We start from the raw sequence: 22,876 nt of genomic DNA, 5'->3' as shown, positions 1-22,876 counted from the left end.
CCAATGCTGCCAAACACCCGCCAATCTTCAGTCAACGCACCTCATCCGTTTCCACCATGTCCCTCTCTGCTCTCTCGGCCCTGTCCCCGCTGGACGGCCGCTATGCCTCCAAGACCGATAAACTGCGTCCGCTGCTGTCTGAAGCGGGCTTCATGCACCATCGCGTGAAGGTCGAGATTGCCTGGCTGCAAGCCCTGTCCGAAGCCGGCTTTGCCGAGATCAAGCCGTTCTCGGCCACTGCCCTTGCCCTGCTGGACAAGCTGGCCGCTGACTTCACCGAAGCCGACGCCGCCCGCATCAAGGAAATCGAAGCCGTCACCAACCACGACGTGAAGGCAGTCGAATACTGGCTCAAGGAAAAAGTGAAGGATGTGCCCGAACTGGTGGCCGCCTCCGAATTCATCCACTTCGCCTGCACCTCCGAAGACATCAACAACACCTCGCACGGCATGATGCTCAAGGCCGCGCGCGACACCGTGCTGCTGCCTTCGCTGCAAGCCGTGATCACCAAGCTGACCGAACTGGCCCACGAACACGCGGCCGTGCCGATGCTCTCGCGCACCCACGGCCAGCCGGCCAGCCCGACCACCCTGGGCAAGGAAGTGGCCAACGTCGTGGCGCGCCTGCAACGCGCGGCCAAGCGTATCGCCGCCGTCGAGATCCTGGGCAAGATGAATGGCGCCGTGGGCAACTACAACGCCCACCTGTCGGCCTACCCGCAGACCGACTGGGCCGCCTTCTCCAAGCAGGTCGTGGAACAGCGCCTGGGCCTGGTCTTCAACCCCTACACCATCCAGATCGAGCCGCACGACTACATGGCCGAGCTGTTCGATGCCGTGGCGCGCACCAACACCATCCTCTTGGACCTGAACCGCGACATCTGGGGCTATATCTCCCTGGGCTACTTCAAGCAGCGCACCAAGGCCGGCGAAATCGGCTCCTCGACCATGCCGCACAAGGTCAATCCGATCGACTTCGAGAATTCCGAAGGCAACCTGGGCATGGCCAACGCCGTCCTGAAGCATCTGGCCGAAAAGCTGCCGGTCTCGCGCTGGCAGCGTGACCTGACCGACTCCACCGTGCTGCGCAACATCGGCGTGGGCTTTGGCTACACCCTGCTGGCCTATGACAGCTGCCTGCGCGGCCTGAACAAGCTGGAAGTGAACCCGCAGCGCCTGGCCGACGACCTCGACGCCACCTGGGAAGTGCTGGCCGAACCGGTGCAGACTGTGATGCGCCGCTATGGCATCGAGAATCCGTATGAGCAACTGAAGGAACTGACCCGCGGCAAGGGCATCTCCAAGGACGCCCTGCGCGACTTCATCAATGGCCTGGCCATCCCGCAAGAGGCCAAGGACCACCTGCTGGCCATGACCCCGGCCAACTACATCGGCACCGCCGTGGAACTGGCCAAGCAGATCTAAGCCAGTTCGGCGCCTGGTTCCGGTCCCGTCCGGCGTCAAAAACCAGAAATCCAGAATGGCGCACAGCGATGTGCGCCATTTTTCATTTACTGCACCGGTTAAAGGAATAATGTGGCGATTACTCGCAAAAGCGGACGGCTGATATGCGGTTTCCCCAAGTAATAAGGGCTGGGAAAGCTCTTTATACTCAGCATTTGCAAAAAGTGGCATGATGCCCCGCATCAAGAAAACCGCATATCTCTTGATGCCGTCCGGCTCGCCAGCCCGACAGAACCATTTGTCGAGCCAGCCGCTCCAAACGCCACCTACTCGTCACCACTTATGGACCGCTACACCAAACCCGCCATGCTGCTGCACTGGCTGATCGCCCTGCTGATCATCTCCGCCTTCGGGCTGGGGCTGACCATGGTCGACATTCCGGGCCTCACGCCCACCAAGCTGAAGTATTTTTCCTGGCACAAGTGGCTGGGCGTGACCGTGCTGGCCCTGGCCTGCGCACGTCTGCTGTGGCGTCTGACGCACCGCGCGCCGGCGTATCCGGCCCACATGCCGCAATGGCAACAGTCGGCCGCGCATGGGCTGCACCTGGGCCTGTACGCGCTGATGTTCGCCATTCCTGTTTCCGGTTATTTCTACAGCCTGGCCGCAGGTGTCCCGGTGGTCTACCTGGGCGTGCTGCCGCTGCCGGTGCTCATGGCGCCCAATCCGGAGCTCAAGCCCCTGCTCAAGGAAACCCACTACTGGCTCAACATGATCCTGCTGGGCGCGTTTGCCCTGCATGTGCTGGCGGCGCTCAAGCATCAGTTCATCGACCGCGACAATATCTTCAAGCGCATCCTGCCGTAGGCATCCACGGCAGCACGCAGATTCTTTCCTCCCGCTCGTTTTTTCAACGGAACCCGATATGACTCTCAACCGCTTCATCAAACCGACCCTGCTGGCGCTGGCCGCCGCCTCCTTCGCCCTCTCCGCCCAGGCTGCACCGCTGAAGGTGGATGCCGCCAAGAGCAACGTGGTGGCCACCTTCAAGCAACTGAACGTGCCGGTGGACGCCAAGTTCAAGAAGTTCGCCGCCACCATCGACTTCGACGCCGCCAAGCCGGCTGAGGGCAAAGCCAACGTCGAGATCGACGTGACCAGCTTCGACCTCGGCGAGCCCGACTACAACAAGGAAGTGCAGAAGAAGGAGTGGTTCAACGCCGCCCAATTCCCCAAGGCCAGCTTCGTCTCCAGCAGCATCAAGGCCAACGGCGCCGGCAAGTACGATGTCGCCGGCAAGCTGACCATCAAGGGCAAGACCACCGACGTGAGCTTCCCCCTGACCGTGAAGAAGGAAGGCGCGGCCCAGGTGTTCGACGGCGTCCTGCCCATCAAGCGCCTGACCTACAACATCGGCGAAGGTGAATGGAAAGACACCGGCATGGTGGCCGATGAAGTCACGATCAAGTTCCACATCGTTGCACAGTAAACGACAAGAGATAAGCGATAAAGCAAAACAGCAGTTCCGCGCCATGACGCCCCGCTCCCCGCGGGCTTCCTCTGCGATTTTTCACACATCAAGGAAACACTACACATGAAACTGAACCACCTCCTGCTCGCCCTGGTCGCCGCTGGCGCCGCCATGTCCGCCAATGCCGCCGACACCTACAGCATCGATCCCAGCCACACCTATCCCAGCTTCGAAGCTGACCACATGGGCGTATCGATCTGGCGCGGCAAGTTCGACAAGACCAGCGGCACCGTGACCCTGGATCGCGCCGCCAAGACCGGCACCGTGGACATCACCATCGATGCCGCCTCGATCGACTTCGGCCACGCCAAGATGAACGAGCACGCCAAGAGCGCCGACATGTTCGACGTCGCCAAGTACCCGACCGCGCAGTACAAGGGCAACATCAAGTTCAACGGCGACAAGCCGGCCACCGTCGAAGGCGAGCTGACCCTGCATGGCGTGACCAAGCCGGTGACCCTGACCCTGAACAAGTTCAACTGCATCCAGCACCCCATGCTCAAGCGTGAAGTCTGCGGCGGCGACGCCTCGGCCACCTTCAACCGCGCCGACTTCGGCATCGACTACGGCGCCAAGTACGGCTTCTCGATGGAAACCAAGCTGGCCATCCAGGTCGAAGCGGTCAAGACCAACTGATCCAGGGGATCCTTTGCCGGCGCGGTCGATGTCCCGACCGCACCGGGCAGCAAGGCAGAGCCGATGCGATAATGCATCGGCTTTTTTATTGCCCGGCTTGCTTGCGATCATGGAGCCATCGGGCCGCAGGCCGCACAATGGCTCGCATTCGCCGTTTTGCTGCCCTGCAAAACTTTTTAAAACGCGCTAATCTAGCGCCGTTCCCCAAGGAGCAAGTAGCATGTCGTCCTTAGCCGACCTTCGTAAAGACTACAGCCGCGCCAGTCTGTCCGAGACCGAGACCGCCGCCGACCCCATCGACCAGTTTGCGATCTGGTTCGACGAGGCCAGCCGGGCCCAGATCCCCGAGCCCAACGCCATGAGCGTGGCCACCGTGGGCAAGGATGGACGGCCGTCGTCGCGCATCGTGCTGATCAAGCAGTTCGACCAGCAGGGCTTTACCTGGTTTACCAACTATGACAGCCGCAAAGGCATCGACGTGGCAGAGAATCCTTACGTCGCCTTGTTGTTCCACTGGGTAGAACTAGAACGCCAGGTCCGCATCGAAGGAAAAATCGAGCGCGTTAGCCAGGAAGAAAGTGACGCCTATTTCTACAGTCGCCCGCTGGCCAGCCAGCTCGGCGCGATTGCCTCACAGCAAAGCCGCACCGTAGAAAGCCGCGAAAAGCTGGAACAGCAATACGAAACAACCAAGCAGCAATTCGGCGAACATCCCTCCCGTCCCGAACACTGGGGCGGCTACCGGGTCATCCCCGAACGCATCGAATTCTGGCAAGGCCGCCCATCCCGCATGCATGACCGCGTGCTCTATACGCGTGATGCCAGCGGGCAATGGCAACGGCAACGCCTGCAGCCCTGAGGACGAGAACACCTGCCTGGCAGGGCTGTTGAGCATCCACATCACTGACGCGGAGGAACATCGTGTTTTGGGAAAAGAAGCTTGACGCCTGGGTAGAAAACATTCGCAATGTATCGGCCCTGCCGCTGCGGCTGGTGCTGTGGAACGGACAGCAGTATGACTTCGGCAGCGGTACGCCCGAGGTCACGCTGAAAGTCCCACACGCATCGGCCATCACCTCACTGCTCACCCCCTCGCTGGCCAATCTGGGCGAAGCCTACGTCGAAGGCAAGATCGAAGTCGAAGGCAAGGTCAAGAGCATCATCCAGGTCGCCAACAGCCTGGCCTCCAATACCCTCAAGGCCGAAGGCCGGCTGGGGCGCATGGTGCGCAGCGTGACCCACACCAGGAAGCGCGACGCCGAAGCCATCCAGTATCACTACGACGTCTCCAACGACTTCTACAAGCTCTTCCTGGACGAGCACATGGTCTATTCCTGCGCCTACTTCGAGAACGGCGACGAAGACCTCGCCACGGCCCAGATCAAGAAGATCGACCATATCCTGGAAAAGATCCAGCTCAGGCCGGGCCAGACCCTGCTCGACATCGGCTGCGGCTGGGGCGCGCTGGTGCTGCGCGCCGCACAGAAATATGGTGCGCGCTGCGTGGGCGTAACGCTGTCCCGCAACCAGTACGCGCTGGCGCGCGAGCGCGTAGAGGCGGCCGGCTTGTCGGACCGCATCGAGATCCGCCTGCAGGATTACCGCGACGTCACCGGCAGCTTCGACCGCATTACCAGCGTGGGCATGTTCGAGCATGTGGGCATCAAGAACCTGCCGAGCTATTTTGCGCAGATCAGGAAATTGCTGGCCGATGGCGGCATGGCGATGAACCACGGCATCACCAGCACTGATATCGAGAACGGCGAATCTCCCTATGGCGCGGGTGAATTCATCGACAAGTACGTCTTCCCTGCCGGCGAGCTGCCGCATATCAGCACCGTGCTCAAGACCATGCAGGAAGGTGGGCTGGAAGCCTTCGACGTGGAAAACCTGCGCCGCCACTACGCCCGCACCTGCGGCATCTGGGCCGACAATTTCGAAGCCAATACCGAGGCCATCCATCGGGTGACCGACGAGAAGCACTACCGCATCTGGCGCGTCTATCTCGCCGGCAGCGCCTACGGCTTCGAACGCGACTGGATCTCGCTGTACCAGGTGGTCTGCACCAAGGCAGGCCGCAGCGCCCAGCAGTTGCCGTGGTCGCGCCAGTACATCTATCGCCGCTAGTTGGACTGCACTCCGGGCTGCGGCTGCAGGCACACCACACCAAGCACAAAGCACAACGGGCATGCTGCGGCATGCCCGTTGTGCTTGGCGGCGAGCTGAACGGCCCCTACTCGGGCTTGCTCTTCTCGGCGAACACTTCGCGCAGCTTGGCCACCTTGGGCGCAACCACGAAGGCGCAATATCCCTGGAAAGGGTGTTGCACGAAGTAGTTCTGGTGATAATCCTCGGCCCGGTAGTAGGGCTGGGGAGGTGACAATTCGGTCACGATGGGGGCGTCCCACACCAGCGCCATTTCGGCAATGATATGGCGGGCCGTGTCATGCTGCGCTTCGTCCTGGTAGTAGATGACTGAACGATACTGGGTCCCGACATCATTGCCCTGGCGGTTCAGCGTAGTGGGATCGTGGATGGTGAAGAAGATCTCCAGCAGCTCACGGTAGCTGATCTGCTGCGGATCGAACGCCAGCTTGACCACTTCGGCATGCCCGGTCTGGCCGCCGCACACCTGCTCATAGCTGGGATTGACGACGCTGCCGCCGGTGTAGCCGGACTCCACCGACTCGACCCCGCGCACCTGCTGGTAGACCGCCTCCAGGCACCAGAAGCAGCCGCCGCCCAGTACTGCGATTTCCTTGGCCATCATGTCCTCCCGATTCATTTGCTCCGGATGCAACTCTAACCGAAAACGAGCAGCCCCGTGCAGGGGCTGCCGGAACACTTTTCAGTTCGACAACAAGCGTGCAGAACAGTGGACCAGACGAGGTGCAAAGGACACAAAAACGTAAATCCTGGTTAATAAGCTCATCAATAGCCGGTAAAATCTGCACGCGCCAGGCAACGAGGGGTCGTTGGCTGGCGCGCAAAACATGATTTTTCCGGCGGGGTCCGGAATGTACGTCGCTTTCCATCCTTGTCGCGGTGCGCACGGTGGAAATGCGTGCATCACTACACGGGGCAAGAACAATAATGCAAGTCAGCAAGCCGGAAAGCGCGCAGGGGAAGCCGCTTTCCTATCGCCCGGATATCGACGGGCTCAGGGCCATCGCCATTGTTTCAGTCGTGGTCTTCCATGCCTTTCCGGACGCCATGCCGGGTGGCTTCATTGGGGTGGACATCTTTTTCGTGATCTCGGGCTTCCTGATTTCATCGATCATCTTCCGCCAGCTGGACCAGGGCCGTTTCTCCTTCACGGACTTCTATGTCCACCGCATCCGGCGCATCTTTCCCGCGCTGATCCTGGTGCTGGCCAGCTGTTTCGTGCTGGGCTGGTTCTCGCTGCTGCCGGAAGAATACCGCCAGCTAGGCAAGCATATGGCCGCCGGCGCGGGCTTCATCCAGAACCTCGTGCTCTGGAAGGAATCCGGCTACTTCGATGTCGAGTCCGACATGAAGCCGCTGCTGCACCTGTGGTCGCTGTCGGTGGAAGAACAGTTCTACCTGGTCTATCCGCTGCTGGTCTGTGGCCTCTGGCGCGCCCGGATGCCGCTGCGCAATAGCCTGGTGCTGCTGATGCTGGCCTCTTTCGCCCTGAACCTCTGGTGGGTGGCGCAAGATCCGGTCAAGACCTTCTACCTGCCTTTCACACGGGTGTGGGAATTGCTAGCCGGGGCCTTGTGTGCATTCGGCGTGATGCGCAAGGGCGTGGCCTTCTCCACCTCATCGTTCAGATTGCCCCACCTGCCCTCCATCCACCTTCGCTCCGTCCTGGGCCTGGCGCTGCTGCTGTGCGGCCTGGTGCTGATCGACCGCCACCGCTACTTCCCTGGTGCATGGGCGCTGCTGCCGGTGACGGGGGCGGTGCTGCTGGTGAGCAGCGGACCGCAGGCGTGGGTCAATCGCCACCTGCTGAGTCGGCCCCTGCTGGTGTGGATCGGTCTGGTCAGCTATCTGCTCTACCTGTGGCACTGGCCCATCCTGTCGTTCATGCACATCCTCACCCCGACCCGACCGGGAGCGCCGCTGCCCCTGGCGGCCGTGGCCCTGAGCGTGCTGCTGGCCTGGCTGACCTACCGGCTGCTGGAACGCCCGGTGCGTTTCGGCGCCAAGTCCTGGATGGTGCCGGCCCTGCTGGCGCTGCTGCTGAGCGTGACTGCAACGGCCGGCTACAACGACTTCCAGCGCAATGGACTGTCCTTCCGCCTGGCTACCCACTATGCCGAGCAGCCACTTTTCGTGGGCACTACCGACGCCACCTGCACGGCCGATGGCGGAGCCGGGCTCGAATTCTGCCGGCAGTCGCGTCCCGGCGCACCGACCATTGTCGTCATCGGCGATTCGCACGCCTGGCATCTCTACGATGGCCTGGCCAGTTACGCCGCGCAGAACGGCGACATCATCGGCATGCGCGCCGTCGGGGCCTGCCTTGGATTCTCGGGCGTCTCCGCTGACACCAAGCGCCACGACTGTGCTCCCGCCAGGGACAGCATCGCCAGCGCAGCCAGGCAAGCCAGCGTGCGGACGGTCGTCCTCTCCGCGCGGCTGGACATCTATGATCGCGAACTACCCGGCGAGGTCTTCGAAGGCGCGCTGCGCGACATGCTGGCGACACTCACTGCGGCCGGCAAAAAAGTGATTTTCGTCATGGATATCCCCATTCTGGATTTCCATCCCAAATACTGCCTGGACATCAGCATGCCCCTGCGTCCCAAGACCACGTCGCTGCCTAACTGCGCCATCCAGCAGGCCGTCTTCGCGCAGCATACGCAGCACTATCGTGAAACCGTCAACGCCTTGCTCAGGCAATTCCCGCAGGTGCAAGCGTTCGATGCAGCGGCCCCGCTGTGCGATCACCAGCAATGCTGGGCCATGAAGGATGGGCAATTGCTCTATCGCGACTACGATCATCTTTCCACGATCGGCTCCACTCTGGTCGCCCAAACCCTCTGGCCGCTCATCCACCCGATCCCACAGCCCGGCCTGCGCGCAGCCGCTACCAAGGCCAGCCCGGCGCGAAAAAGAAGCTAACGTCCTGCGGCCCAGCCGGGTGGCCGGACGGCAGGCGCGCTCCGTATCCGTTATCATGTGCGCATCTGCGCTGCTGCGCCGCCTTCACCGGCCGCAGTTGGCGTCCACCAACCCGATCCGATTCCTGATGCACACTCGTTTTCCGCGCGCCGATGCGCGTCAGTTCGACGCCGCGCACTTCCGCCAGGCCCTCTCTCAATTCGCCACCGGCGTGACCGTGATCACCACGCGCCTGGCCGACGGCACCCTGCTGGGCCTGACCGCCAGCTCCTTCAACTCGGTCTCGCTGGACCCACCCCTGGTGCTCTGGAGCCTGGGCAGCAAGGCCAACAGCATGCCGGTCTTCTCCGGCAATTCGCACTACGTCATCAATATCCTCAGCGCCGACCAGGCCCATCTGGCGCAGCAGTTCGCCAGCAAGATGGAGAACCGGTTCGAAGGCGTCGCCTATACCCTCTCCCGCACCGGCCAGCCCATCCTGGAGGGCGCCTCAGCGTGGTTCGAATGTCATAACCGCAGCCAGTATCCCGAGGGGGACCATGTCATCTTCGTGGGTGAGGTCGAACATTGCGAAGCCGATCCGCAGGCAGCGCTGGTTTTCCACGGTGGGCGTTTCATCAAGACCGGCGATCTCTGAAGCGGAGCGCTTGCGCCCATGAAAAAAGCGCCTCATCGAGGCGCTTTTTCGTTGGCGCTGGAGGACGACTCAGAACTTGTAGCCGACCGACAGGAAGGTGACGATGGGGTCCAGAGTGATGGTGGTCTTGTAGCGCTGCGGACCCAGGCCAGCAAAGGCACCCGCCGGATTGGCGGTGATATCGGCGTCGGTCTTGAGCGGAATGTAGGACACCGAGAAGCTGGCCGACCAACGGTCGTTGAAGGCGTAGGTCGCGCCACCGGTCAGCACCGGCGCCCAGGAGGAGCTCAGGTTGGCCGTGGCAGTACCGCCGCTGTTGAGCGAGGCGCGGTTCTGGAAGGCCTGCGACAGCGACACGTCCGAATACCACACATAGGTCACACCGGCACCGACGAAGGGGCGGAAGGCGTCCTGGGCGCCACCGAAGTACCACTTGGCGACGATGGCCGGGCTCCACTGCTTGGCCTTGCCCAGCTCACCCAATGCTTGCAGGTCGCCAGTGCCCTTGAGCTTGAACTCGGGAGGAATGCCCAGGTCGGCAGTCACTGCGAAGTTGTCAGTGAAGAAGTGGGTGAAGGCGATCCCCAATGTATCCGCATTGCTGACCGTAGAAGTGCTGTTGGGGAAGAAACCGGCTTGCGGACCATTGAGCTTGGTCAGGCCGCTGCTCGAATCCTGCGGCTGCAGATGGAACCAGCCGACGTTGACGATATTGCTGCCTGCAGTCTGCGCCATGACCGGCGCAGCAAACGCGGCCATCACGGACAACGCGGCGATTTTCGGCAGGAAAGAAAATTGTTTTTGCATTGCTGTCTCCAAGAGTTGCGGGCGTGGCCCGGTTTTTTGTTCCCGCCAGCTCGCGTCTGACGGGATCTTATCTACGGCTGATGACCGCTTTTCGTTATTTCTTGTCCGGCGTAATGATCAGTAACTTCTGCATCACCTGAACTCACGCCTCCGCACCAAAAAGAACGTGCGTACTATTCTTGAGGCACACTATGCCAGCTTTGTCACAATTTGTATAGAAGTTGTGAAGCGATGTAGGCTTTTGGCAACCACGTACTGACCCAAGAGTCAGTACGGGTGCGGTTCAGCGGGCGATGCGAGGGGAAAGGTCGCGCGGTTCAGGCCTGGAACAGGCGTGCCAGCAAGCCTTGCGAGTCGAAGGCAGCGCGTCGCAGGCGATCGTTGACGCCCTGCCATTGGCCGCTGAGGGGTAGCGCTTCGACCACGATCAGGTCGGCGCCGGTGTGATCCATGTCGCGCAGGGCGGCATAGAGGTCATGCGCATAGGCGTCGGCTGTGTCGGGCATGGCACGGGTCACGCTGACCAGGCCGGAGCGCTGCAGGCGTGCGATCAGGGCGACCTTCTTGCCCAGCGCCGCCAGCTTCTCCAGCACCGTGGCCAACTCTTCCGGGGCGACCTGGACGACCGGCGTATGCGGCGCGTAGTGCGCATCGAGCGTGCCCGAAGCGCGCGGCGCACTCGCATCGGGTGTGGCCAGGGGCACGCCGAGCACGGCCTCGATGCGCTCGGCGCTGATCTGGCCGGGACGCAGCAGCACCGGACCATGGGTATCGATACGGGACAGATCGACAATTGTCGATTCGATACCCACCTCGCTCTGCCCGCCGTCGAGCACATAATCCACGAGACTGCCGGCGTCGCTGCCGAATTCTTCGCGCACGTGCTCGGCCGTAGTCGGGCTGACGTGGCCGAACTTGTTGGCCGAGGGGCCCGCGATGCCGCCCTTGCCGCCACGGAATTCACGCAGCAAGGCCTGCGCCACCGGGTGCGCAGGACAACGCACCCCCACCGAATCCTGGCCGCCGGCCACAGCGTCAGGAATATGCGCAGCGCGCTTCAAGATGAGTGTGAGCGGACCAGGCCAGAACGAGGCGATCAGACGGCGCGCCTCCACCGGTACCGAGGCGGCCCAATAGCCGATATCGGCCTCGGGGGAGACGTGCACGATCACCGGGTGATTGGCCGGACGACCTTTGGCGGCATAGATGGCCGCAATCGCCGCCGGGTTCTCGGCATCCCCGCCCAGGCCATAGACGGTCTCGGTGGGGAAGGCCACCAGGCCGCCGCGCTCCAGCGTACGCGCCGCATGCATGACGGCCGCAGCGTCAATGGCCGAGGAAGATGCGCTCTTGTCGTTCATCGCCGCCCTCTTACCTTACAGGGCAATGCCAAGGATGGCGCAAGCCGCCGTCAGCTGCTGCTGCGCATCGGCCAGCGTGGCGCCGGTGAAGGTGACGTGGCCCATCTTGCGGCCACGGCGTGCTTCGGCCTTGCCGTACAAGTGCACGTGTGCGCCCGGCAGCGCCAGCACCTGGTCCCAGGCGGGTTCGCGCTGGGTGTCGGTGTCGCCCTCGTACCAGACATCACCCAGGATGTTCAACATCACCGACGGCGAATGCTGGCGCGTATCGCCCAGCGGCAGGCGCGCCATGGCGCGGGCCTGTTGTTCGAACTGGCTGGTGACGCAGGCATCGATGGTGTAGTGGCCGCTGTTGTGCGGGCGCGGGGCCATTTCATTGACCACCAGCGCACCGTCTTCCAGCACGAAGAATTCGATGCACAGCACGCCCACGTACTGCAGCGCGCCGATGATCTGCAACGCCGCCTGCTGTGCACGCGCAGCAGCATCGGCCTTGATGTTGGGACCGGGTACGGTGGTGGTGAAGAGGATGCCATCGCGATGCACGTTCTCGGCAATCGGATAGACCACCGCCTGGCCATCATGGCCACGCGCCACCAGCACCGAGACTTCATAGGCCAGCGGCAGCATCTTTTCCAGCACGCAGGTCACGCCCCCCATCGAAGCGAAGGCGGCGCGCACTTCTTCGACGCTGCGCACGCGCACCTGGCCCTTGCCATCGTAACCCATGCGGGCGGTCTTGAGGATGCCGGGCAGCAGATTCGCGTCCAGTCCCTCGATGTCGGCCTCGCTGTTGATGACCAGGTGCGGCGCCGGCAGCACGCCGGACTGCGATCCGCATTCGGTGAAGAAGGCCTTCTCGGCGGTGCGGTCCTGGGCAATCGATACCCCCGATGCGGCGGGGGCGACGAAGGTCTGCGCCGCCAGCGTGGCCAGGCTCTTGGCCGAGACATTCTCGAACTCGGTGGTGATTGCTGCACACAGCGCGCCCAGTTCAGCCAGCGCCGGGCCATCGTCATAGCCCGCGTTGATGAGGCGGTCCGCCACCTGCCCGGCCGGGCAATCGGCGTCGGCTTCCAGCACGGCGACCTTGAAGCCCATGCTCTGCGCCGCATGGGCGAACATGCGGCCGAGCTGGCCGCCGCCCATCACGCCCAGCCAGGTGGCCGGGGTGGTCGAAGGAACGGCGGGACGAAGTGGGGAGGCGGACTGCTGGGTCATACAGGCAACTTCATGTCGAGAGCGACTTGCGTCTGGGTCTTGCGGAAGGCTTCCAGCTTGTCAGCCAGAGCCGCGTCGGTGGTGGCCAGCATGGCGATGGCGGAGAGCGCCGCATTGGCGGCGCCGGCTTCACCGATGGCATAGGTGGCCACCGGAATGCCCTTGGGCATCTGCACGATGGACAACAGCGAATCCTCGCCGCGCAGATACTTGGAAGGCACCGGCACGCCCAGCACCGGCACGATGGTCTTGGCGGCGATCATGCCCGGCAGGTGCGCCGCACCGCCGGCGCCGGCGATGATGGCGCGCAGGCCGCGCGCGCGGGCCCTGTCGGCATAGGCGAACATCTGGTCCGGCATGCGGTGCGCGGAGATGACCTGCGCTTCGAAGGGCACGCCGAAGTCCTTGAGGATGGCGACCGCATTCTGCATCACCTCCCAGTCCGAGGACGAACCCATGACTACGCCGACCAAAGGCTTGACGGTATCGCTCATGATCTCAGTCCTTCAGCTTGTTGCCGGTCAGGCGCTCCAGCGCTTCGCGGTACTTGGCGCCGGTCTTTTCGATGACGTCAGCCGGCAGCGGCGGCGCCGGCGGGGTCTTGCGCCAGCCCTGGACGGTTTCCAGGTAGTCGCGCACGAACTGCTTGTCGAAGGACGGCGGCGAGATACCGACCTGGTAGCTGTCGGCCGGCCAGAAGCGCGAGGAGTCGGCGGTCAGCACTTCATCCATCAGGTGCAGCACGCCATTGTCATCCAGGCCGAACTCGAACTTGGTGTCGGCGATGATGATGCCGCGGGTCGCCGCGTAGTCCGCCGCTTCCTTGTAGAGCTGGATGGCGACGTCGCGGATCTTGTGGGCCAGTTCGGCGCCGATGCGCTTTTCGGTTTCTTCGAAGCTGATGTTTTCGTCGTGTTCGCCCAGGTCGGCCTTGGCGGCCGGGGTGAAGATCGGCTGTTCCAGCTTGGAAGCCTGTTGCAGGCCGGCCGGTAGCCGGATGCCGCAGATCGCGCCGGTGGCCTGGTAATCCTTCCAGCCGGAACCGATGATGTAGCCGCGCACCACGGCTTCCACCAGGATGGGCTTCAAGCGCTTGGCCACCACGGCGCGTCCGCGCACCTGCTCCACTTCGGCCGGGCTCACCACGGACTCGGGATCGACGCCGGTCAGGTGGTTGGGCACGATGTGGCCCAGCTTGTCGAACCAGAAATCGCTCATCTGGTTGAGCACCTTGCCCTTGCCGGGGATCGGTTCATTCATGATGACGTCGAAGGCCGACAGGCGGTCGGTGGTCACGATCAACAGCTTGTCGTCGCCGACGGCATAGTTTTCGCGGACCTTGCCTGCGCCCAACAGCGGCAGGGAAGTGATCGAGGATTTGTAGAGACTGCTCATGGTGGTCTTCTCGTAAAGTCAAAAACCGGAACCGCCATTTTCAGGGCGATTCCGGTCGGTTAGTGCCGGCGCTTGACGGAGTGCTAAGCGCTTACTGGACGATCTGCGCCAGTTCGCCGCTCTTGTACTTCTCGGCGATCTTTTCCAGCGAGATCGGCTTGATCTTGCCAGCCTGGCCTTCGCAACCGAAGGACAGGAAGCGCGCCTTGCAGACCAGCTTGGCCGCTTCGCGGGCTGGCTTGAGGTAATCGCGCGGGTCGAACTTGGACGGGTTCTCGAACAGGTAGCGACGGATCGCGCCGGTCATGGCCAGGCGGATGTCGGTATCGATGTTGATCTTGCGCACGCCGTGCTTGATGCCTTCCTGGATTTCCTCGACCGGCACGCCATAGGTTTCCTTCATGTCGCCGCCGAATTCGCGGATCTCGGCCAGCAGTTCCTGCGGCACCGAGGACGAACCGTGCATCACCAGGTGGGTGTTGGGGATGCGGGCGTGGATTTCCTTGATGCGGTCGATGGCCAGGATGTCGCCGGTGGGCTTGCGCGAGAACTTGTAGGCGCCGTGCGAAGTACCGATGGCGATGGCCAGCGCGTCGCACTGGGTGGCCTTGACGAAGTCGGCGGCCTGGTTCACGTCGGTCAGCAGTTGTTCGCGGGTCATGGTGCCGTCAGCGCCGTGGCCGTCTTCCTTGTCGCCCTTCATGGTTTCCAGCGAACCCAGCACGCCCAGTTCAGCTTCGACGGTCACGCCGATGGCGTGCGAGAACTCCACCACCTTGCGCGAGACTTCGACGTTGTACTCGTAGCTGGCCACGGTCTTGCCGTCGGCTTCCAGCGAGCCATCCATCATCACGGACGAGAAACCGGACTTGATAGCGGCCATGCAGACCGCCGGCGACTGGCCGTGATCCTGGTGCATCACCACGGGGATGTGCGGATAGGCTTCCACGGCCGCCGAGATCAGGTGGCGCAGGAAGGCTTCGCCAGCATACTTGCGGGCGCCGGCGGAGGCTTGCATGATCACGGGCGCGCCGACTTCATTGGCTGCTTCCATGATGGCGGTGACCTGCTCCAGGTTATTGACGTTGAATGCTGGCAGACCGTAGCCGTTTTCGGCAGCGTGGTCCAGCAATTGACGCATGGATACGAGAGGCATGATGAAAACTCCAGAACGATAAAAAATCAGTACTCGCCAACGCGCAGGATCTTCAACGCATTGGTGCCGCCGACCTGGCCGATGGGCTCGCCCCAGGTGACCACGATCAGGTCTCCCTTCTGCACCACGCCTTGCGCCAGCAGCAGATCCTGGGCGCCCTTCAACATGGCTTCGGTGTCGGGACACTGCGCCAGTTCCAGCGTATGCACATTGCGGAACAGCGCAGCCTTGCGGCGGGTCGCGACATTGGGAGTGATCGCAAAGATCGGGATATCGATGTTGTGACGGCTCATCCACAGCGCCGTCGAACCGGATTCGGTGAGCGCGGCAATGGCCTTCACGCGCAGGTGGTGGGCGGTAAACAGCGCGCCATAGGCGATCGACTGGTCCACGCGGGTAAAGCGCAGGTTCAGGAAGTCCGCATCCAGCTGCACGTTCTCGGAGCGCTCGGCTTCCAGGCAGATGGCGTGCATGGCTTCCACGGTTTCCACCGGATACTTGCCGGAAGCGGTCTCGGCCGAGGTCATGACGGCGTCGGTGCCATCGAGCACGGCGTTGGCCACGTCGGAGACTTCAGCGCGGGTCGGCACGGCATTGACGATCATGGACTCCATCATCTGGGTCGCGGTAATGGTCAGCTTGTTGGAGGCGCGCGCCATCTTGATCATGCGCTTCTGCAAACCCGGCACGGCGGCGTTGCCCACTTCCACGGCGAGGTCGCCACGGGCCACCATGATGCCGTCGGAGGCGTCCAGGATTTCCTGCAGCAGCGGGATCGCTTCGGCGCGCTCGATCTTGGCGATCATCATCGGCTTGTGACCGAAGGGCTCACCGGCGACATTGGAGAGCTGGCGCGCCATTTCCATGTCGGTGGCGTTCTTGGGGAAGGACACCGCCACGTAGTCGGCCTGGAAGCTCATGGCGGTCTTGATATCGTCCATGTCCTTGGCGGTGAGCGCCGGCGCGGACAGGCCGCCGCCCTGGCGGTTGATGCCCTTGTTGTTGGACAGTTCGCCACCGATCTTGACCACCGTATGAATCTCGTTGCCCATCACGCGCTCGACCTTCAGCACGATCAGGCCATCGTTCAACAGCAGCACGTCGTTGCCCTTCAGGTCACGCGGCAGCGCCTTGTAGTCCAGGCCCACGCGCTCCTGGTTGCCCATCTGGCAATCGGCGTCGAGGATGAACTTGTCGCCATTGGCCAGCATGATCTTGCCATTCTCGAACTTGCCCACGCGAATCTTGGGACCTTGCAGGTCGGCCATGATGGCGACCTTCTTGCCGCATTCGTCGGCCACTTCGCGCACCAGCGTGGCGCGGTCGATGTGGTCCTGCGGCTTGCCGTGGGAGAAGTTCAGGCGCACGACGTCAACGCCGGCGCGGATCATGCGGGTCAGGGTCTCGCGGTCGCTCGAGGCGGGGCCGATGGTGGCGACGATTTTTGTTGCTCTGGACATGAAAACCTTCTGGTTGCGACTTTTTTGATGAAGAAGCCCGCTGCCCGGCCCGATGCAGGGCCGATCAGGCGGAGAGCTTCCGCCCCGGGACGCGCGTCTCCTGCGCGTTCCCCTTTGGTGATGCTACAGACTCAGAATCCGGTTCAGGCCGCCACCGCCGCGCAAGGCGCGGCGTGCCGCCGTCATTGCTTGCTGCCTGCGGCGCTTATGCGGCGCTTATGTGGCGCTTATTGCGCACGTTGCAGCAGGATCTCGACCGCCGGCAGGGTCTTGCCTTCCAGGAATTCCAGGAAGGCGCCGCCACCGGTGGAGATGTAGCCGACCTTGTCGGCGATGTTGTACTTGGCAATGGCCGCCAGGGTGTCGCCACCGCCGGCAATGGAGAAACCCGAGGAGGCGGCGATGGCGCGCGCCAGGGTTTCGGTGCCGCCACCGAACTGATCGAACTCGAACACGCCCACCGGACCATTCCAGACGATGGTGCCGGCACGGCCCAGCTGCTCGGCCAGGGCGGCGGCGGTCTGGGGACCGATGTCGAAGATCATGTCGTCGTCGGCCACGTCAGCCGCCGCCTTCACGGTGGCCGCTGCGGTCGGCGAGAATTCCTTGCCCACCACCACGTCGGTGGGGATGGGCACCGAAGCACCGCGCTTGGCCATGAGGTCGATGATGGCCTTGGCGTCGTCCACCAGGTCCGGCTCGGCCAGCGACTTGCCGATCTTCAGGCCGGCGGCCAGCATGAAGGTATTGGCGATGCCGCCACCGACGATGAGGTTGTCGACCTTCTCGGCCAGGGTCTTCAAGATAGTCAGCTTGGTGGACACCTTGGAGCCAGCCACGATGGCCACCAGCGGACGGGCCGGCTGGTTCAGCGCCTTGCCTAAGGCATCGAGCTCGGCCGCCAGCAGCGGGCCGGCACAGGCAACGGGGGCGAACTTGGCCACGCCGTAGGTGGTGGCTTCGGCGCGGTGCGCGGTGCCGAAGGCGTCGTTGACGTAGATATCGCAGAGCTTGGCGATCTTTTGCGCCAACTCATCACTGTTCTTCTTTTCGCCCTTGTTCAGACGGCAATTCTCCAGCAGCACCACCTGGCCCGGCTGCACGTCCACGCCGTCGACCCAGTTGGCCACCAGCTTGACTTCGCTGCCCAGCAGTTCGGACAGACGCTTGGCCACCGGCGCCAGCGAATCCTCGGGCTTGAACTCGCCTTCCGTGGGACGGCCGAGATGAGACGTCACCATCACCGCAGCACCTGCCTGCTGGGCTTCGCGAATGGCCGGGACCGAGGCGCGGATGCGCGTATCTTCGGTGATATTGCCGGCATCATCCTGCGGCACGTTCAGATCGGCGCGGATGAAGACACGTTTGCCCTGCAGTTGCTTGTTGGAGATGAGGTCGCTCAGTCGGTTGAATTTCATAGGTAGGAATTCTAAGAAGGGGGCGAAAAACGTCGTATTTTACTCCAGCCTGACCTGCTCCAGACGGCTTTTTGGCAGGTCCGCGGGCCGCTGGGCGGTGCCGCCCACCCTTGCGGGCAGGTTCACAACATCCAGCGCAATACTGTAAAGAGTGTCATTCCGGCCACAATAGTTCCCAGAAGATGCCGCGTCGCAGCAAAGAAAATGGCGCCGCCGATGCCGGCCAGCAACTTCGGATTGGCCAGACTGAGCTCGATCACGCCCCGCGCCGTGACCAGGTCGGGGAAGATGATGGCCGCCATCGCCGCCGCCGGGGCGTAGCCCAGCGCGTGCTTCAGGCGCGGCGGCAGCTTGACGGCATGACCGAAGAGGAAGAAGCCGCTGCGGGTGATCAGGGTGGACAAGGTCATCAGCACGATGGCTGACCAGATGTACCAGTCGCTCATGCAGCCAGCTCCTCTTCCTCATCCTTGCCGGGAAGCAACTTGTCGGCCAGCATGGCCGCGCTCATTCCCAGCACCATGGCCAGCAGCAAACCCAAGCGGTAAGGCAGCTCCAGCGCCAGCACCGCCACGGTGCCGGACACCACCACCCCGGCCAGCGCCGGCAGGCTGCTGGTCATCGGGATCATGATGGCGATCAGCGCCAGGGTGCCGGCGAAGCCGATGTTCCAGCTCTCCGGGATCTGGCTGGCCAGCAGGATGCCGATGGTCGCGCCCAGTTGCCAGGCCAGCCAGCCGGGATAGCAGATGGCCGAGAAATAACCGATCTTGCCGGCCGGTTGACCAAAGGTCGAGGGTGGGAAACGCTGCGGGAAGAAGGCCATCGAGATATCGCCATTGAAGAAGCCATACCAGATGCGGCGATACCAGGGCAGATGCTCAAAGTGCGGGGCCACGGCGGCCGAGAAGATGATGAAGCGGAGGTTGACGATCATGGCGGTGAAGAACACCACCAGCAAGGGCGTGCCCACCGCCAAGAGCGGCAGCACCGCGAACTGCGCCGAGCCGGCGTAGACCAGCAGGCTCATTCCCAGCGACTGGAAGATGCTCATGCCCGACTTGACCATGGCCATGCCCGAGACCACGCCCCAGGCCAGCACCGCCGGTATGGTCGAGGCGCTGGCGCGCCAGCCTTCCTGGAAGGCTTCCTTCTCGATGCGGCGCTGTTCCGGCAGGGGGCTGCGCAGCCCCCGGGCTGAGTCGGACTCGCCTGTCTCCTGTTGCATGTTATTGATTCCGTGAGGGACTTGCTTGTTTGCATTCTTACTCAGATTGACAATTGTACAGATGAAAGTTTTTACTCGCGTGAATCCGCTAGAATGGAGATCTTTGCTTTACACCAGTGCTTTGCAACCCTAGAGCAACCCTAGAAAATCCGGGAGAAGATGATGTCCATGGCTGACCGCGACGGCAAGATCTGGAAGGACGGCGAGCTCATCGACTGGCGCGACGCCACCGTCCATGTGCTGACCCACACGCTGCACTACGGCATGGGCGTCTTCGAGGGGGTACGCGCCTACAAGACCCCTGACGGGACCGCCATCTTCCGCCTGCAGGAACATACCCGTCGCCTGCGGAACTCGGCCAAGATCTTCCAGATGGAGGTCCCCTACGACCACGACACCTTGGCCCAGGCCCAGCGCCAGGTGGTGCGCGAGAACCAGCTGGAGTCCTGCTACATCCGCCCGCTGATCTGGATCGGCTCGGAGAAGCTGGGCGTCTCGGCCAAGGGCAACCAGATCCATGTGGCCGTGGCGGCCTGGTCCTGGGGCGCCTACCTGGGCGAGGATGGCCTCAACAAGGGCATCCGGGTGAAAACCTCGTCCTTTTCGCGCCACCACGTCAATGTCTCGCTGGTGCGCGCCAAGGCCTGCGGCTACTACATCAATTCCATCCTGGCCAACCAGGAAGCGCTGGCCGACGGCTATGACGAAGCCCTGCTGCTGGACACCGAGGGCTATGTCTCGGAAGGCTCGGGCGAAAATGTCTTCATCGTCAAGAACGGCAAGATCTATACTCCCGACCTGGCCTCCTGCCTGGATGGCATCACCCGCGACGCCGTCTTGACCATGGCGCGCGACCTGGGCATCGAGGTCATCGAGAAGCGCATCACCCGCGACGAGATGTATTGCGCCGACGAAGCCTTCTTCACCGGCACCGCCGCCGAGATCACGCCGATCCGCGAACTGGATCGGCGCGTCATCGGCAGCGGCGCGCGCGGCCCGGTCACGGAAAAGCTGCAGACGCTGTTCTTCGACGTGGTGGCCGGGCGCGCACCGCAGTACAAGCACTGGCTCACGCTGGTGTGAGGCGCTAAGCTAACGCTGTCCTAAAGCTGTTCACGCAACACAAACGTTCAACCTGTTTCAATTGCCTGTTTCAATTGCACTACCCACGGAGAAAAAGATGAGCCAAGCTCAAGCATCGCAGGGCGTCGTCCTGCTCGAAGGCAAGGACCTGCCGGCCCACTGCCCCGGCCCCGGCATGACTACCTGGAACTCGCATCCGCGCGTGTTCCTGGAACTGGACGCGCATGGCGCGGCCAAATGTCCATACTGCGGGACCCAGTACCAGCTCAAGCCGGGCACCGTCGTCAAAGGCCACTGAGCCCGCCAAGCCAGACACGAGAGGGCCCACAAGGCCCTCTTTTCATCTGAACCGGAGTTTATTGTCATGCCGCGCACCACACTGATCCATGGCTCCCCCGATGACATCGAGGCGGCCTACTACGACGCCCTCGCCCGCGCCGATCTGGACGCACTCATGGCGCTATGGGCCGAGGACGAGGAAATCGTCTGCATCCATCCCGGCGCGCAGCGCCTGGTGGGCCATGCCGAGATCCGCGCAGTCTGGGAAGACATCCTCTCCAGCGGCGGCCTGCATATCCGGCCGCGGCAGTTGCATGCCACGCAGAACATGATGACCTCGGTGCATAGCGTCATCGAAGAAATCGATCACGGCAACGAACAACCCGATGTCCACGTGATTGCCACCAACGTCTACCTCAAGACCGCCATGGGCTGGCGCATCGTGATGCACCATGCTTCGGTGGCGCCGGGGGCCGCGCCGGTGGAGGCGGTGGCCAGCGGTGCGATGCTGCACTGAGTCCGCCACCGAAGTACTGAAGCACTGAAGCACCGAACCTAGCGCAAGGCCGTCCCATGCTTTACATCCCGCCCCGCTGGCTTCCCGGCGGGCATCTCCAGACCATCTACCCATCCACCTTCGTGCGCAAGCCGACGGTGGCCTACCGGCGCGAACGCTGGGAAGCGCCGGACGGCGACTTCATCGACATCGACTTCGTCGATGGCCAGCCGGGCCGGCCCCTGGTAGTGCTGTTCCATGGCCTGGAAGGCTCGTCCGACAGCCACTACAGCCGCGCGCTCATGGCCGAGGTGGCGCGCCGTGGCTGGCATGGCGCGATCCCCCATTTCCGCGGCTGCTCGGGTGAAATCAACCTTGCTCCGCGCTTCTACCACTCGGGCGACAGCGCCGAGCTGGACTGGATCATCCGCCGCCTGAAGCTGCGTCAGCAAGACCTGGCCGCGACCCACTTCTACGCCTGCGGCGTCTCGCTGGGGGCCAATGCGCTGCTGCGCTGGCTGGGCGAATCGCAGCACCAGGCCGAGATCCTCGACGCCGCCTGCGCCGTCTCGGCGCCGCTGGACCTGGCCGGTGGCGGTGCGGCGCTGGGCGCTGGCTTCAACCGGCTCTACACCTGGGTGTTCCTGCGCACCATGCGGCCCAAGTGCCTGGCCAAGCTGGACCAGTTCCCAGGCCTGTTCGACCGCGAGGCGCTGCTGTCGGCGCGCGACCTGTACGCCTTCGACAATATCGTCACCGCGCCCCTGCACGGCTATCGCAATACCGAAGACTACTGGGACCGCGCCAGCGCCAAGCACATCCTGCACGACATCACCGTGCCCACCCTGGTGCTCAATGCCCGCAACGATCCCTTCCTGCCCGAACAGCACCTGCCGCGCACGGCAGCGCCGGAAGTGGTGCTGGACTATCCGGAGCAAGGCGGCCATGTCGGCTTTGCCGCCGGCGGGCCGCCCGGTCGCCTGGACTGGCTGCCGCGACGGTTGCTGCATTTCCTGGAGGGCAGGTCCGAAAGCAGCTTCGCGGCCCAGGCGGAGGCGTTCCATGGATGAGGTGGTGCGCCAGGCCATGGCCAGATGGCCCAACGTGCCGCACTGCTTTGGCTGGCTGCGGCTGGACGCACGCGGCGGCTGGCGCATGCGCGACGAGCGCGCACAGCAGCTGGACTTGCCGGGCGATCCCATCCGCCACCCTGCCCTGCTGGCGTTCATTGAGCGCAACTATGACAGCGACGAGACCGGCCGCTGGTATTTCCAGAATGGCCCGCAGCGGGTCTATGTCGATCTGGAATGGATGCCGCTGATTGCACGCACGCAACCGGGCTTGAATGAGGCCTTACAGCTGGTACTGCATACCGGCGCAGCGCTGCCCGCCCTCGAGGCCGCATGGATGGATGAGAGCGGACGGCTGTATCTGCAAGCCGGGGGCCAGTTCTGCGGCGTCGATGATCGCGACCTGGCGCAGTTGCTGCCCTGCCTGCAGGCGGGGCAGCGCGCGGACGAAGCAGCGCTCATGGCCTGGATGGAAGGCGACGATAGTGTCTCGCTGCAGTTCATCCATGACGCCCAGGCCGTGCCGCTGCAGCGCATCGCCGCCGCCGCGCTGGCCACGCGCTTTGGTTTCGTCTCGCTACCGCGCGCCCAGCAGGAGTGAGCC

24 protein-coding genes are annotated in these 22,876 nt (G+C 63.2%); 13 read left to right on the top strand and 11 right to left on the bottom strand.

Annotated elements, in window-relative coordinates; genetic code table 11:
- Positions 1-56: 56 nt before the first annotated feature.
- The 6 genes from purB to ACP92_RS03400 all read left to right on the top strand — a co-directional run bounded on the left by purB (position 57) and on the right by ACP92_RS03400 (position 5,697).
- Entirely contained in the window at positions 57-1,424 is a 1,368-nt protein-coding gene (purB, locus tag ACP92_RS03425; protein WP_013232723.1) for an adenylosuccinate lyase, read from the top strand.
- A gap of 321 nt (positions 1,425-1,745) precedes the next feature.
- The gene (locus tag ACP92_RS03420) at positions 1,746-2,270 is read left to right on the top strand and encodes a cytochrome b (RefSeq protein WP_013232722.1); all 525 of its coding nucleotides are present in this window, start codon (positions 1,746-1,748) and stop codon (positions 2,268-2,270) included.
- A 58-nt stretch (positions 2,271-2,328) separates the two neighbouring features.
- Entirely contained in the window at positions 2,329-2,892 is a 564-nt protein-coding gene (locus ACP92_RS03415) for a YceI family protein (protein WP_013232721.1), read from the top strand.
- 105 nt (positions 2,893-2,997) lie between these two features.
- Positions 2,998-3,570: a YceI family protein gene (locus ACP92_RS03410; protein ID WP_013232720.1), complete on the top strand. Its 573-nt coding sequence runs from the start codon at positions 2,998-3,000 to the stop codon at positions 3,568-3,570.
- A 220-nt stretch (positions 3,571-3,790) separates the two neighbouring features.
- Positions 3,791-4,429: a pyridoxamine 5'-phosphate oxidase gene (gene pdxH, locus ACP92_RS03405; protein ID WP_013232719.1), complete on the top strand. Its 639-nt coding sequence runs from the start codon at positions 3,791-3,793 to the stop codon at positions 4,427-4,429.
- Positions 4,430-4,491: 62 nt separating this feature from the next.
- Entirely contained in the window at positions 4,492-5,697 is a 1,206-nt protein-coding gene (locus ACP92_RS03400; protein ID WP_041310118.1) for an SAM-dependent methyltransferase, read from the top strand.
- A gap of 106 nt (positions 5,698-5,803) precedes the next feature.
- Here ACP92_RS03400 and msrA read toward each other — a convergent pair whose 3' ends face one another.
- Positions 5,804-6,337, bottom strand: a complete 534-nt coding sequence (msrA, locus tag ACP92_RS03395; RefSeq protein ID WP_041311471.1) for a peptide-methionine (S)-S-oxide reductase MsrA — start codon at positions 6,335-6,337, stop codon at positions 5,804-5,806.
- A 326-nt stretch (positions 6,338-6,663) separates the two neighbouring features.
- On the opposite strand from msrA, the gene ACP92_RS03390 reads away from it, so the two are divergent.
- Both ACP92_RS03390 and ACP92_RS03385 read left to right on the top strand, forming a co-directional pair.
- Positions 6,664-8,661 carry an acyltransferase family protein gene (locus tag ACP92_RS03390; protein WP_048348494.1) on the top strand — a complete coding sequence of 666 codons (1,998 nt, stop codon included), beginning with the start codon at positions 6,664-6,666 and terminating at the stop codon, positions 8,659-8,661.
- 127 nt (positions 8,662-8,788) lie between these two features.
- The gene (locus tag ACP92_RS03385) at positions 8,789-9,298 is read left to right on the top strand and encodes a flavin reductase family protein (protein WP_013232715.1); all 510 of its coding nucleotides are present in this window, start codon (positions 8,789-8,791) and stop codon (positions 9,296-9,298) included.
- A gap of 69 nt (positions 9,299-9,367) precedes the next feature.
- On the opposite strand, the gene ACP92_RS03380 is transcribed toward ACP92_RS03385, so the two are convergent.
- From ACP92_RS03380 to ACP92_RS03335, 10 genes are all read right to left on the bottom strand, one after another.
- The gene (locus tag ACP92_RS03380) at positions 9,368-10,105 is read right to left on the bottom strand and encodes an OmpW/AlkL family protein (protein ID WP_013232714.1); all 738 of its coding nucleotides are present in this window, start codon (positions 10,103-10,105) and stop codon (positions 9,368-9,370) included.
- A 317-nt stretch (positions 10,106-10,422) separates the two neighbouring features.
- Positions 10,423-11,466, bottom strand: a complete 1,044-nt coding sequence (locus tag ACP92_RS03375; protein ID WP_013232713.1) for an L-threonylcarbamoyladenylate synthase — start codon at positions 11,464-11,466, stop codon at positions 10,423-10,425.
- A 15-nt stretch (positions 11,467-11,481) separates the two neighbouring features.
- A complete protein-coding gene (locus ACP92_RS03370) occupies positions 11,482-12,687 on the bottom strand; it encodes a 5-(carboxyamino)imidazole ribonucleotide synthase (RefSeq protein WP_013232712.1) in 1,206 nt (401 codons plus the stop codon).
- Positions 12,684-13,181 carry a 5-(carboxyamino)imidazole ribonucleotide mutase gene (gene purE, locus ACP92_RS03365; RefSeq protein ID WP_013232711.1) on the bottom strand — a complete coding sequence of 166 codons (498 nt, stop codon included), beginning with the start codon at positions 13,179-13,181 and terminating at the stop codon, positions 12,684-12,686. The genes ACP92_RS03370 and purE overlap by 4 nt, the downstream gene beginning before the upstream one ends.
- 4 nt (positions 13,182-13,185) lie before the next feature.
- On the bottom strand, positions 13,186-14,082 hold the full coding sequence (locus ACP92_RS03360) for a phosphoribosylaminoimidazolesuccinocarboxamide synthase (protein WP_013232710.1): 897 nt from the start codon (positions 14,080-14,082) through the stop codon (positions 13,186-13,188).
- Between the two features lie 91 nt (positions 14,083-14,173).
- Positions 14,174-15,238 (bottom strand): class II fructose-bisphosphate aldolase, encoded by a 1,065-nt coding sequence (gene fba, locus ACP92_RS03355; protein ID WP_013232709.1) that lies wholly within the window; start codon positions 15,236-15,238, stop codon positions 14,174-14,176.
- A 26-nt stretch (positions 15,239-15,264) separates the two neighbouring features.
- A complete protein-coding gene (gene pyk, locus ACP92_RS03350) occupies positions 15,265-16,698 on the bottom strand; it encodes a pyruvate kinase (protein WP_013232708.1) in 1,434 nt (477 codons plus the stop codon).
- Between the two features lie 227 nt (positions 16,699-16,925).
- Positions 16,926-18,116, bottom strand: coding sequence for a phosphoglycerate kinase (locus ACP92_RS03345; protein WP_013232707.1), 1,191 nt, complete (start codon positions 18,114-18,116; stop codon positions 16,926-16,928).
- 122 nt (positions 18,117-18,238) lie between these two features.
- Positions 18,239-18,562: an AzlD domain-containing protein gene (locus ACP92_RS03340; RefSeq protein WP_013232706.1), complete on the bottom strand. Its 324-nt coding sequence runs from the start codon at positions 18,560-18,562 to the stop codon at positions 18,239-18,241.
- Positions 18,559-19,344, bottom strand: a complete 786-nt coding sequence (locus tag ACP92_RS03335; RefSeq protein ID WP_013232705.1) for an AzlC family ABC transporter permease — start codon at positions 19,342-19,344, stop codon at positions 18,559-18,561. Before ACP92_RS03335 ends, ACP92_RS03340 begins: the two co-directional genes overlap by 4 nt.
- Positions 19,345-19,506: 162 nt before the next feature.
- On the opposite strand from ACP92_RS03335, the gene ACP92_RS03330 reads away from it, so the two are divergent.
- The 5 genes from ACP92_RS03330 to ACP92_RS03310 all read left to right on the top strand — a co-directional run bounded on the left by ACP92_RS03330 (position 19,507) and on the right by ACP92_RS03310 (position 22,873).
- Positions 19,507-20,427 (top strand): branched-chain amino acid transaminase, encoded by a 921-nt coding sequence (locus tag ACP92_RS03330; RefSeq protein WP_041310115.1) that lies wholly within the window; start codon positions 19,507-19,509, stop codon positions 20,425-20,427.
- Between the two features lie 97 nt (positions 20,428-20,524).
- Positions 20,525-20,725: a zinc-finger domain-containing protein gene (locus ACP92_RS03325; protein WP_013232703.1), complete on the top strand. Its 201-nt coding sequence runs from the start codon at positions 20,525-20,527 to the stop codon at positions 20,723-20,725.
- A gap of 66 nt (positions 20,726-20,791) precedes the next feature.
- Positions 20,792-21,223 (top strand): YybH family protein, encoded by a 432-nt coding sequence (locus tag ACP92_RS03320; protein WP_013232702.1) that lies wholly within the window; start codon positions 20,792-20,794, stop codon positions 21,221-21,223.
- 56 nt (positions 21,224-21,279) lie between these two features.
- On the top strand, positions 21,280-22,272 hold the full coding sequence (locus ACP92_RS03315; protein ID WP_013232701.1) for a YheT family hydrolase: 993 nt from the start codon (positions 21,280-21,282) through the stop codon (positions 22,270-22,272).
- Positions 22,265-22,873, top strand: a complete 609-nt coding sequence (locus ACP92_RS03310) for a DUF2946 family protein (RefSeq protein ID WP_041310112.1) — start codon at positions 22,265-22,267, stop codon at positions 22,871-22,873. The genes ACP92_RS03315 and ACP92_RS03310 overlap by 8 nt, the downstream gene beginning before the upstream one ends.
- Positions 22,874-22,876 lie beyond the last annotated feature (3 nt).

This window comes from Herbaspirillum seropedicae (assembly GCF_001040945.1).
GTDB classification, from domain to species: domain Bacteria; phylum Pseudomonadota; class Gammaproteobacteria; order Burkholderiales; family Burkholderiaceae_D; genus Herbaspirillum; species Herbaspirillum seropedicae.
Note: the sequence above shows the minus strand (reverse complement) of the source record. Positions and strands in the feature narration are given on the sequence as shown.